The following is a 12,540-nucleotide window of genomic DNA, read 5'->3' as shown; positions in this document are numbered from 1 at the left end:
AATAATAGGTGGATTGTTTTAACCCACCTATTATGTCTTGAACATTTTAAGCTGCATAGCTCTGTGCGCTTTTATTTAAGAGTAAATAATCTTTAGGATTAACTTTGCGCGTTTCTAACCAGTACTTCCATGTATAGGTGGGCCATAGTGAAAAGTTTTTTCCATCGGCAGATTGATACCAGCTACTACAACCTCCAGCTTGCCACACAGTTCCTTGAAGCTGAATTTGAACCCGTTCGTTAAAAGCATCTTGAACTTCTGGTTTAATCTCAACAGCTTTTTGGCCTGTTTTTTCTACAAGTTGGATGAGTTGTAAAATGTAATTTACTTGAGATTCAATCATAAAAATAATCGAATTATGACCTAATACTGTATTAGGACCGACTAATTGGAAGAGATTGGGGAAGTTTTTAGTCATAATGCCATAATAACTTTCTGCTCCATCTTTCCACGCCTGTTTTAACTCAACTTGATTGCGTCCAATACAAGTGAAATGTTTCAAATAAATACGCGGGTCAGTAATAAAACCAGTACCGTAAATTAAACAATCAATAGATCGTTCTTTACCATCTTTAGTGACAATACTGTTTTCTTTAATTTCTTGAATACTATCCGTTACTAGCTCAACATTTTTACGGTTAAATGTAGGGAAATATTTATTTGAAATAAGAATACGTTTACATCCCATCACAAAGTCAGGTGTAAGTTTCTTGGCTACTTCTTTGTCTTTCACTTGGAAGCGTATGAAAGCTTCTGCCAACTTTTGACCATATTTCATAATTTGGGGTTGAACAATGGGTACAACGCGCGACTCATTACTCCAATAAAGACGACTACGATGAATTTGACGATAAAGATTAGAAGATTTGAATAATGCTTTACTCAAGCGAGAGTATTTGCGTTCATCTCGTGGTATTACCCAAGCTGCTGTTCTTTGGAATACATAGAGCTGTTTAACATTTCCAGCTATTTCTGGAATATATTGAATCGCGCTACCACCAGTACCAATAGATGCGACTGATTTACCATTTAGGTTATAGTCATGTTTCCACTGTGAGGAATGAAAAACTTTTCCTTTGAATTTTTCGATGCCTTGAATATGGGGGATTTGTGGGATGTGTAGGGGGCCTGATGCAAAAACAACAAATTGAGCTTCAATGGAAGGCTGATTTTTAAAATCAAGAGTCCACAGGTGACGCATTTCATCATATTGGACATGAGTTACATAGTGGTTGAATTTACAGTAATTTTTAATCTTATATTTTTCTGTAATATCTTGAATATATTCAAATATCTCTGGTCCCTCAGCATAACGTTTCGACCAGTCTGTTTTAGGGGCAAACGAGAGAGAATACATATGAGATTGAACATCACATGCCGCACCAGGGTAACGATTTTCGCGCCAGGTTCCGCCGACATCGTTTGATTTTTCTAAAATAACAAAGTCTTGCTGTTGATTTTGCAGTAAGCGAATTGCCATTGCTAGGCCACCAAATCCAGCACCAATAATAGCGATTTTAGTTTTTTGAATAGCATCTTGCTTTGTGTTTAGCATTGGAAACCCTGCATAAGCTGAAAAGAGGATTGCAGGCAAGACTAACGTTTTTTGATCAGTTTAAACATGATTGTATCGACGTGAAAATTGATAGATTCGGCAATTAATTTTCTTTCTTCTTTATAGTAAAACATTTGAGTCTAGGGAAATTGATAGAAGAATGAAACGGTCGATACTTGGTTTAATGTATTTAATTCAAGGAATGCGCAATGCAGGCATTGATGTCGACTCACGTTTGGCTGGTATAGGAATTAAGGTTGATGCTTTAGATCCGAGTTCTACAATTCATGATCGCCTAGAATGGGATATACAACAAATTATTAGCGAAAATGTTGAGCCTGAAAAGGGTCTATTCATTGGACAGCATTATGCTTTGGCCGGTTACGGACCACTACTTATGTTGCTTGTAACAAGTAATGATGTTCAAACTGCATTAAGTAAAGGAATAAAATATCAAAGACTTACTCATTTGTTTGGTGCTTTAGGGCTTTATGAAACGGATGAGCGAACCATCTTAAATTATTTGCCTATTGATTTGAAAACCCAAGTGGGACAGTTGCGGGCACAATGTGAAGTTTCAGGAACTTATAAATTTATTCAAGATATTTATATGATGATGGGGTTAGAAATGCCCGCTATGCGTATAGAACTTCCATTTGAAAAACCAACGGATTCAGAGACCTTATCTCGCTATTTTGCATACTATGGCGATGATGTGCACTTTAATGGTAAATATGCAGCATTTAGCCTAAGCAAGGATGTGCTTGAAATCAAAATCCCTTCTGCAGACATCATTACACATCGTATTTATGAATCAAAATGCATTACAGAAATAACAAGATTAAATCAACAAGATCACCAAACTCCACATATCATACAATGTGTGCAAGATTATCTTGAGTTGCAACAAGGAATTATCCCGAGCATGGCGGAAACAGCTTTTGCATTGAAAATGCCTGAAAGGACTTTAAGGCATCAATTGCAACAGTTAAATACGAGTTATAAGCAAATTCGTGAACAAATTATCAAGAATAAGGCATTAAAGCTTATGGAATATAGAGAATACTCAATAGAAGTTATTGCCGACTTACTCGGTTATTCTGAACCAGCGGCATTTAATCATGCATTTAAACGATGGTTTGGGCAGAGTCCTCGACAATATGGTAAAGAGTCATCGTCGTAATTCTTGATGCTAAAAGCTAATGTGGTTGAACAAAATGTTCGCTATACTCCTATCAGTTAAAATTGAAATAAAACGATATGTTAAATTTAAAATCTTCTCATAGTACTGCATTCTCACCTTCTTCCCCAGCAGAACGCTATGCTGAGGCTTTAGCTTCAGGCCAGTTTATGGCAGATGAAGCGCAAGCACAGGCAGTGCAAGAATTAGACCGTGTATGGAAAGAACTTTTAAACCGTTATAAAGCCTCTAAAAAAGCTTTCCGTCGTTTTCGCCGCCAAACCTCACCTAAAGGTGTCTATATGTGGGGTGGAGTAGGCCGTGGAAAAACTTGGCTTATGGATCAATTTTATGAGTCAGTGCCATTTCGTCGTAAAACACGTATGCATTTTCATCATTTTATGCAACATGTTCATAAAGAATTAAACAAGCTTTCTGGTCAACGTAATCCACTTGAAATTGTGGCTGACCAAATTTATAAAGATGCAGTCGTTATTTGTTTTGATGAGTTCTTTGTATCAAACGTAACTGATGCAATGATCTTGAGTGATTTATTCCAAAAATTGTTTGTTCGTGGTGTGACATTGATTGCAACATCAAACATTGCACCAGACGGTTTATATAAAAACGGTATTCATCGTGACCGTTTCTTGCCAACAATTGAAATGGTTAAAAAGAACTGTACTGTTTTAAACGTAGATGCCGGTGTGGATTATCGTTTACGTGTCTTAAAGCAAGCTCAATTATTTAAATCACCATTAAGTAATGAAGTGCAAAGTTGGATGGCGGAACGTTTTAGCGCTTTAACTCACACACAAGCTCACTCTCAAGAGCCGATTGTGATTAATAATCGTGTGGTCGAGACTCTAGGACATACAGAGGATGTGTTGTGGTGTGAGTTTTCTGAACTTTGCTTTAAACCACGCAGCCCAGCAGATTTTATTGAAATTGCAAATATCTATAATACGGTTCTGGTAAGTAATGTTCCGCATTTAACAGATTTCTTATCTGAAGGTACACGTCGTTTTATCTACTTAGTCGATGAGTTTTATGATCGTGGAGTAAAATTACTTTTAACTTCTCAAGATAGTATTATTGATATTTATCAAGGTGAAAAATTAGCCTTTGAAATTGAGCGTACTCGTTCGCGTTTATTGGAAATGCAATCGGATGAATATTTGCATTCAGAACATCGCCATATTGATGAAACTAAAAACGCATAAAAATAGATTTAAAAAGCGCTCTTTATAGGGCGCTTTTTTTACAACAAAAATAGATAATTTTAGTTAAATAATGCTTTTTCATGCTGCAAAGTTTGATATAACTAAATACGCTTTAGAAAAATAAGATAGTGGAATTTTTTGTCTGTTAACAAAAAGTCTAGTTTCAGTATCTTTAAATATTGAATAAATTGTTGGGAATCCTAGTTAGAATTTTAATATTTCCTATATAGAAAAATTTATCTTTGTCAATAGTTTTACAAGGGAAAATGCTTACTATTTAGGAATGTGATATTAGTATTCAGCTTAATTTAAATCGGTATACTAGGATTCTCTTGGTATAAAAAGTAGCAACTTCAGGAAAGACAATGACTGCACGTATTCAAAAAGGCAAGTTAGCGATTGCTAAAGAACTTTACGATTTTATCGAAAATGAAGCTTTACCAGGTTCTGGTTTAGATAGTGAAACTTACTGGAAGAACTTTGAGCAAGTTGTTGTCGATCTTAGCCCAAAAAATAAAGCATTATTGGCTAAGCGTGATGAATTACAAGCAAAAATTGATGAATGGCATCGCAACAATAAATTTGAATTAGGTGCTTATAAGGCGTTCTTAACAGAAATTGGTTATTTATTGCCAGAAGTTGAAGACTTTCAAATTACAACTGAAAACGTTGATGAAGAAATCGCATTATTGGCAGGGCCGCAGTTAGTTGTACCTGTACGTAATGCACGTTATAGCTTAAACGCAGCAAATGCTCGTTGGGGCTCTTTATATGATGCACTTTATGGCTTCGATGTAATTTCTGAAGAAGGCGGAGCTGAAAAAGGTAAAGGATATAACCCTGTACGTGGTGCAAAAGTGATTGAGTTCGCTAAAAACTTCTTAAATGAAGTTTTCCCACTTGCACAAGGCTCACATGCAGATGCGACAAAATATGCGATTGAGCAAAACAAACTTGTTGTGACTTTGAAAGATGGTTCAAAAACAGGTTTAGCTCATGAAGCTCAGTTCGTTGGTTTCAACGGTGAAGAAGCGAACCCTACAGAAGTTGTTCTTTTAAGTAATGGCCTTCATGTCATTATCGAAATTGATGCATCTAGCCCAATTGGTCAAACTGATTTAGCGGGTGTAAAAGACTTAACATTTGAAGCGGCTGTAACTACTATTCAGGATTTAGAAGATTCTGTTGCGGCAGTAGATGCTGAAGAAAAAGTTGAAGGTTACCGTAACTGGTTAGGTTTAATGAAAGGTACGCTTCAAGAATCTATCGAGAAAAATGGTAAAACGATTGTTCGTGATTTAAATAAAGATCGCGAAATTAAAAACTTAATTGGTGGTACAACGAAACTTCATGGTCGTTCACTTATGTTACTTCGTAATGTAGGCCATTTAATGACTAACCCAGCGATTTTAGTAGATGGTGAAGAGATTTTCGAAGGTATTATGGATGCATTGGTAACACCATTGTTGTCAGTTGCGGACATTCGTAGTGAAAACGAAAATAAGAACTCTCGTAAAGGTTCTATGTATATTGTTAAGCCAAAAATGCATGGTCCAGAAGAAGTTGCGTTTGCTGTAGAGTTGTTTGAACGTGCTGAACAAGCGATTGGCTTACCGCCTAAATCGTTAAAAATCGGTATTATGGATGAAGAGCGCCGTACATCTGTAAACTTGAAAAACTGTATTGCTGCTGCAAAAGACCGCACGATCTTTATTAATACTGGTTTCATGGACCGTACTGGTGATGAAATTCATACTTCAATGGAAGCTGCACCAGTTGTTCGTAAAGAAGCCGTAAAAACACAAAAATGGATTGCTGCTTACGAAAACCGTAACGTTGCAATTGGTTTGAAGTCAGGTTTACAAGGTAAAGCACAAATTGGTAAAGGCATGTGGCCAAAACCAGATAGCATGAAAGATATGTTGGCAACTAAAGCTGCACATCCAAATGCGGGTGCTTCATGTGCTTGGGTTCCATCTCCAGCAGGTGCAGTACTTCATGCGATGCATTACCATCAAGTGAATGTTAAAGCACGTCAAGATCAGTTGAAAGCTGAAGAAATGTTGTCATTAGATGACTTGTTAACTCCTCCCTTTGCACCAGAAACAAACTGGTCAGCAGAAGAAATCAACAATGAGCTTGAAAATAACTGCCAAGGTATTTTAGGTTACGTTGTTCGTTGGGTTGACTTAGGCGTGGGTTGTTCGAAAGTTCCTGACATTAATAATGTAGGCTTAATGGAAGACCGTGCAACATTACGTATTTCTTCTCAACACGTAGCAAACTGGTTACGTCACGGTATTGTGACTCGTGAACAAGTTGAAGAAGTACTTAAACGCATGGCAAAAATTGTTGATGAGCAAAATGCGAATGATCCATTGTATAAACCAATGGCTGCTAATTTTGAAACTAACATTGCTTTCCAAGCCGCTTCTGATCTCATCTTTAAAGGTTGTGAACAGCCTTCAGGTTATACTGAGCCGTTACTTCATGCTGCTCGTTTAAAGTTAAAAGGTTATACAGGTGACTAATTTTAACCTGTCATAAAAAAAGCCTCTTCGGAGGCTTTTTTTAGTCTCGGTATATTTTTTGCTTAAACTAAGAAAATGTATCTCTAAAGGATTTTTGAATTTGATTAACTTGAAAAGTCTAGATCGTGAGAATTGGCTTCTATGCGCAAAATTATCATTGGATGAATCTCAAAAAGACTATGTTGCACCAAATGTTTATTCTATTGCTGAGTCTAAAGTGGAAGAACATTACTGTCCAAGAGTGATCTGTTTCAATAATGACGTCATTGGGTTCTTAATGTATTGCGTCGAAATTGATCCACCTGATGAGACATTATTCTGGTTATTTCGTTTTATGATTGATAAAAATAATCAAGCTAAAGGTTATGGTACCGAAGCATTGCAAATTGCAATTGATGAAATATTTACAAAAGGAGCTAAACAAATTCGAACTATGTATAAATCATCTAATCATTATGCTGGAAAACTTTATAAAAAATTGGGTTTTATAGAAACTGGAGAATATGATGAATGTGGAGATATTATTTTAGAGTTGAATATTTCCCTTCAAAAAAAACGCTAACCGAAAATTCCAGTTAGCGTATGAAGTAATAGAATAGATTTAAAAGCAATATTAGTTACTGCTCACAATTCCAATTTTGGTGACACCTAAACGCTGCGCTGTAGCCATGACCATCGCTACATTCTTATATTCAGCCATTTGATCTGGTTTAAGTTTGATCTGGTCTTGATCTTTTTTGGCAACCACACTTTGAAATAAAGTCTCTAGTGCGGTGCGGTCTGAAACCTGCTGGTTATTCCAAAACACTTTACCTGCTGCGTCAATTCTTACATCAATCACTTCAGGTGGCTTTTCATTTGTTGGAGGCGGTGTGCCGTTTGGCAAATTAATATTAATCGCATTGTTTGGTGCTGGGATGGTAATAATGAACATAATAATAAGTACCAACATGACATCAATAAGAGGCGTCATGTTAACTTCTAACATCACATCGTCATCATTATTTGAACCGACATTCATACCCATAAAATTCTCCTTAAAATAATTACTGGGAGGCTGGAGGGGTAGTAACAAATGCAATTTTGCCAATACCAGCTTGTTTGGTCGTGCTAATGACCTGATCTATCGCCTCAAAATGAGTAAGCTGATCTCCGCGAATATGAACTTCTGGCTGAGGCCTTTTTTGCGCAACTGCTTGAAGCTTTGATAGCAATATTTCTTTATTAGGCACATAACTTTCATTCCAGAAAATATCTCCTTTCTTGTTCACAGAAAGTTGAATATTTTCAGGTGTGGTGGCATATGGCGTATTTTTTTCTTCTGGTAGTTTCACTGGAACCGTATGTGTAACTACCGGAATCGTAATTAGAAAAATAATAAGTAAAACCAACATGACATCAACCAGAGGCGTCGTATTAATTGCACCAATCATTTCATCGTCATCTTCAGAACCAACACTCATACCCATAACGTTTGCTCCTCGTTATTTAATGCTGCGGTTAACCGAATTATTGGTACTAATTTCTCCGCTTAATAAAACTGCGTGTAAATCTGAACCAAATGAACGAACATTTTCCATAACGGCTTTATTACGGCGAGTTAGCCAGTTGTAACCAAGTACAGCGGGTACTGCGACTGCAAGACCAATAGCTGTCATAATTAAAGCTTCACCGACAGGACCAGCAACTTTATCAATAGATGCCTGACCTGAAATTCCGATGGCAGTTAATGCGTGATAAATTCCCCAAACCGTACCAAAAAGACCAACAAAGGGTGCCGTTGATCCAACGGTTGCTAAGAAAGCTAAACCACCACCTAAATGATTTTGTATTTTTTCAATTGCACGTTGAATTGATATGCTCACCCATGTATTAAAATCGATTCGCTCAAGTAAAGAGCCACCGTGCGATTTAGTTGAGTTAATGCCTTTTTCAGCAATAAAGCGATATGCGCTACTTTGTTCTAAATTATCAGCTGCATTATCTAGTGAAGTTGCTTCCCAAAAACTTTTCTCTGCCTCTTTGCCTTGTCGTTTTACTTTAGCTTGTTGTAAGAATTTTGAAATAATGATGTACCACGTGCCAATAGACATCAGTACTAATATAAATAAGGTAGATTTAGCGACTAAGTCTCCTTCACGCCAAAGCGCTTCTAGACCATAAGGGTTTTTAACAGTTTCGCTTGTTGCTGGTTTCGGTGGTGGAGTTGGAGTATTTGCATTTGAAGTAGCTTCAGCGGTTGCTGTTGCCACAGGAGTATTACTCGTTTCTTCTGCAAAAACCGAGTTTAATGGAAGTAATGAGCAAGCTGCGATTAAACTTGCAGAAGCGAAACGTACTAGCGGTTGAGTTGATTTTTTCATCATATTATCTCCAATATTTTTTAATTTCTGACTAATTCAATTGTTTATTCAATTACGAATGGATATTCAATTTCATACCAGTCTTGCTGAGGCACGCCATCTTTCATTGCTGGTTTGAATGTACATAAGCTGTAAGCTTTAGTTGCTGCTTTATCTAAGGTTTTGCTGCCACTTGATTTTTTTACTTTGGCATCAATGACTTTGCCTGAAGTATCAACCAAAACACGTATACGCACCGTACCTTGTTCTTCATTCATCAGTGCTTCACGAGGATATTCCGGTTTTTCACAGCCAGCAGAACCTTCCGAAACACCGCGAGTTACGCCAGCTGGTTTAGGAGCTGGGGCAGCTGCCACTGGAGCTGGTGCGGCAACAGGGCTTGGTGATGGGGTGCTAGGTGCAGCAGGAGCTGGAGTAGCAACTTTAGTTGGTTGAGCTACTGGTGTCGTTTTTTGTACCGGTGTCGCTACTTTCTCTACTTGTTTAGGCGGCTCAGGAACTTTGGCAACTTTTTCTACCATTTTAGGTGGCTCAGGTGGTTTTTCCTTAGGTTTTGGCTCCTCCGGTTTAGGTGGAGGAGGTGGTTTAATGTCTTGAATAATTTGTAATTCCACAGGTTTTTCTGCTGGTTTTTGAATATTGTTTGCTAAACCTGACATCAGAATATAGGCAACAATAAGATGCAGAAAAAGTACTGCGGCAATACCAATAAGGCGCTTTGCAGATTTATTTTCTATGTCTGTAAAAGTCATGCCCATAGTTACTCCTGAAACTTGAGACAAACAATTCTTAAATTAATGTTTGACTAAGGGTGAGTATTTGTTCTGCAAACACGATGTTTAAGTCATGTTTGCAGAACAACCATTTAGAACTTATATGTACCTCGTACAAAGTACGTACGCCCTAAAGGATCTGCGTAACGTGGGTCATATCCCATTTGAAAGTTATCAATTACATTAGAAGCAGGAGGGTCTTCATCAAAAATATTTTTAATACCAGCGGTCACTTCTAGATTTTTAAAGCCTTTATAAGTGCCTGAAATATTGTATGTTGTATAGTCGCTGACTCTATGGTTTTGGTCGTTAGAGTTTTGATCTTGGTACCCACGAGAGAAGTTTTGTTGCAGATTTAAAGCCCAGTTTTCATAATTCCAATTTAGGTTTGCGGTATGTTTCCAACGCAGAATAATAGATTGATAGTCTAAGCCGCTATATGACCCAGCAACACCTATCCATTCTCCATCTGGCTCGGCTTGGTATTTGTAGTCTGTTATATATGTACCATCAATGTTGAAACCGAATCGACCTGTAGCAGTCATTGGAGAAACCCAACTTAAGCCGACGTCGAAACCAGAAGTTTTAATTCCACCTAAATTTTGTTGTGTTGTAATAATATAATCTAATGAGCCATCAGGATTACGTACAAATTTGTCTGCATATTTCACAGGGTCATTAAAAATAGCAGTTTCCGAAAGTGTAGCAATTTGCTTGTCGACTTCGATATTGAAGTAATCAAGAGTGAAGGCTAAATTTTTAATTGGTTCAAATACTAAACCTGCAGTAAAAGACTTTGACTCTTCTGGATCTAGAGTTTTATTACCTCCATTTTGTCTATCAAATTGCATCTTACAATCACGTTCTTTTTGCCCTCCTGGTTGTACAACTCCACCAGGGCAAAGCAGTGGATCATTATATGATGCACCTGTATTGGTTATCGAATTTGCGCCATTAACTTCCCAAAGTGTTGGTGCTCTGAAACCTGTACTATAAGTTGTACGGAACATTAACTGTTTAATAGGTTCCCAACGAAGTGCAAATTTTGGATTAAACGTATCACCAAAATCGTTGTAGTCATCATAACGAGCGGCAATTTGAGCTTCTAAAGTTTTAAGAAGTGGGATATGAAATTCAGTAAATACCGATTTAATATTACGATCGCCAGTATTTACTGGTTCATCAGGATCGACACCTGTACTAGGTGCTACTCGGGCAACATCAGTAACGACTTTTGAAGTCCAATCTTCATAACGATAGCTTGCTCCAACTGCAAAACCAACATCTCCAGCTGGTAATTTAAATATAGGTCGGCTTGCAGTGAAATCAACCGTAGTTGTATCTAGGTTGGCTTTTAAATATTTACCTTCAACTCCTAACTCATTCCATACATTAGCATCTTCAGGGTTTTGTGGTCCGAATGGGTTTAAAATACCATTATTTAAAGCTTCTTGTGTTTTATCAAAGTTTAAATAGCCACTTACGATAGCATCCGATGCACTACTATGTGCATAGGTAACGCCTGAATTAATGTCCCAACCATGAGTTTCACCTTCAATACCAGCAAACAATCTATGTGATTGGTTAATACTGTTACTTATACGATTACCCGATTGTGAACGCAGATATAAAGGGATAGTTCCCTTCGCGCCTGCTAAAGCTGGAGTTATGCCGTTTCCTGGATAATATTTACTATTAGAGTCAAGCGTCAGATCAAAAAATACATCTGGCGCAACTGAAGTAGTGACTTCACTTCTTGCATATAAATATTCTGCAATCGCGTTAAAATTATCATTTAGTTTAAATGTAGCTCGGCCCATAGCTGAGATGTCTTCTGTTTTTGGAACAATTCCAATCACAGCTTGACTGTTATATCGACAAGTTCCATCATCGACACTATTAAGAGGGTTATTACCACAACCAGTGGATGCGTAAGGGTTACCTAAACCTGGGACATTGGCAGGGAATGAACCACTACTGGTTCTATTGACACCTAATTCGGGTAATATGCCTCCACGCCGACTAACTTTACGGTCTTTGGCCATGACATCATCGCCTTTGCGATAGTCCACCACACCAAAAACGTTATAGCCATTTTCGTCTAAATCACCGAAGCCACCAAAGATGCTGTAGTCTTGCTGCTCACCGCCTTTTTGTTCTGGTTTTTGATAACCAGCGGTCAGATTAAGTCCGGTAAATTGCTTTTTGGTAATAAAGTTAATTACCCCGCCAATTGCATCTGTTCCATAAATGGAAGAGGCGCCATCTCTTAGAACCTCAATGCGGTCTAACATTGCGAGTGGGATAATATTTAAGTTTGTGACGCCACTGTCATATGCATTTGCAGCTAATCGACGACCATTAAGTAAAACAAGTGTTTTATTGGCACCTAAGGCTCTCAAGTTTGCCGCTGAACCAGCTGTTTTACTTGCACCCACGTTACTGGCAGTAACAAAATTAGATTGGTTTGCACTAATTTTGGCTAAAGCTTCTTCAGTTGTAGTTACCCCTTGTTTTAAAATTTCATCCACTTTTACGATAGTAATTGGTGAAGCACTTTGAGCTGCAACTCCCTTGATTGAAGAGCCTGTCACAGCAACTTTTACAACTTTGACGGGTTTATCATCATTGCTTGATTGTTCTGTTTCTGCTGCTTGTGCCATGGTAAGACACATCATGCTTAAACTAAGGGTACTTAATTTAAGAATTGTTTTGCCAATCTTGGGGGTTACCTGAGATCGAACATTGTATTTTTTTTTCATCGTGGATTTGATCCCTTTTTGTTGTAGTTAGCGATATTGCTGGAAAGTTTTTAAGCAAAGCAAGTGCCAACTATATATTTTTCTTTTTTTAGTTTATGCAAAATATTGATATATATTGATTTTATTATGTTTGTGGTGAGGATTTAGTGTTTT

General features: G+C 37.5%; 10 protein-coding genes. 4 read left to right on the top strand and 6 right to left on the bottom strand.

The window, feature by feature from the left end; translation table 11 throughout:
- Positions 1-46 precede the first annotated feature (46 nt).
- The gene (locus QLG01_RS14855; protein WP_282496834.1) at positions 47-1,594 is read right to left on the bottom strand and encodes an NAD(P)/FAD-dependent oxidoreductase; all 1,548 of its coding nucleotides are present in this window, start codon (positions 1,592-1,594) and stop codon (positions 47-49) included.
- A gap of 121 nt (positions 1,595-1,715) precedes the next feature.
- Here QLG01_RS14855 and QLG01_RS14850 point away from each other — a divergent pair, with 121 nt between their 5' ends.
- The 4 genes from QLG01_RS14850 to QLG01_RS14835 all read left to right on the top strand — a co-directional run bounded on the left by QLG01_RS14850 (position 1,716) and on the right by QLG01_RS14835 (position 7,051).
- Positions 1,716-2,738, top strand: a complete 1,023-nt coding sequence (locus QLG01_RS14850) for an AraC family transcriptional regulator (RefSeq protein ID WP_282496833.1) — start codon at positions 1,716-1,718, stop codon at positions 2,736-2,738.
- 77 nt (positions 2,739-2,815) lie between these two features.
- Positions 2,816-3,958, top strand: coding sequence for a cell division protein ZapE (zapE, locus tag QLG01_RS14845; RefSeq protein ID WP_005304748.1), 1,143 nt, complete (start codon positions 2,816-2,818; stop codon positions 3,956-3,958).
- A gap of 365 nt (positions 3,959-4,323) precedes the next feature.
- Complete coding sequence (locus tag QLG01_RS14840) at positions 4,324-6,489, top strand: malate synthase G (protein WP_013198069.1); 2,166 nt, start codon at positions 4,324-4,326, stop codon at positions 6,487-6,489.
- A 100-nt stretch (positions 6,490-6,589) separates the two neighbouring features.
- Positions 6,590-7,051, top strand: coding sequence for a GNAT family N-acetyltransferase (locus QLG01_RS14835; protein ID WP_013198068.1), 462 nt, complete (start codon positions 6,590-6,592; stop codon positions 7,049-7,051).
- Positions 7,052-7,102: 51 nt separating this feature from the next.
- On the opposite strand, the gene QLG01_RS14830 is transcribed toward QLG01_RS14835, so the two are convergent.
- From QLG01_RS14830 to QLG01_RS14810, 5 genes are all read right to left on the bottom strand, one after another.
- Positions 7,103-7,516, bottom strand: coding sequence for a biopolymer transporter ExbD (locus QLG01_RS14830; RefSeq protein ID WP_013198067.1), 414 nt, complete (start codon positions 7,514-7,516; stop codon positions 7,103-7,105).
- Positions 7,517-7,535: 19 nt separating this feature from the next.
- On the bottom strand, positions 7,536-7,958 hold the full coding sequence (locus QLG01_RS14825) for a biopolymer transporter ExbD (protein WP_004792697.1): 423 nt from the start codon (positions 7,956-7,958) through the stop codon (positions 7,536-7,538).
- Positions 7,959-7,973: 15 nt separating this feature from the next.
- A complete protein-coding gene (locus QLG01_RS14820; protein WP_005304760.1) occupies positions 7,974-8,855 on the bottom strand; it encodes a MotA/TolQ/ExbB proton channel family protein in 882 nt (293 codons plus the stop codon).
- Positions 8,856-8,896: 41 nt separating this feature from the next.
- Complete coding sequence (locus QLG01_RS14815; RefSeq protein ID WP_005304763.1) at positions 8,897-9,610, bottom strand: energy transducer TonB; 714 nt, start codon at positions 9,608-9,610, stop codon at positions 8,897-8,899.
- A gap of 107 nt (positions 9,611-9,717) precedes the next feature.
- Complete coding sequence (locus tag QLG01_RS14810; protein WP_005304765.1) at positions 9,718-12,387, bottom strand: TonB-dependent receptor; 2,670 nt, start codon at positions 12,385-12,387, stop codon at positions 9,718-9,720.
- Positions 12,388-12,540 lie beyond the last annotated feature (153 nt).

Origin of the sequence: Acinetobacter sp. V89_4, from assembly GCF_029967875.1 — a bacterium.
In the GTDB taxonomy this organism is placed as follows: domain Bacteria; phylum Pseudomonadota; class Gammaproteobacteria; order Pseudomonadales; family Moraxellaceae; genus Acinetobacter; species Acinetobacter oleivorans.
This window is presented reverse-complemented; position numbering and strand designations above follow the sequence as displayed.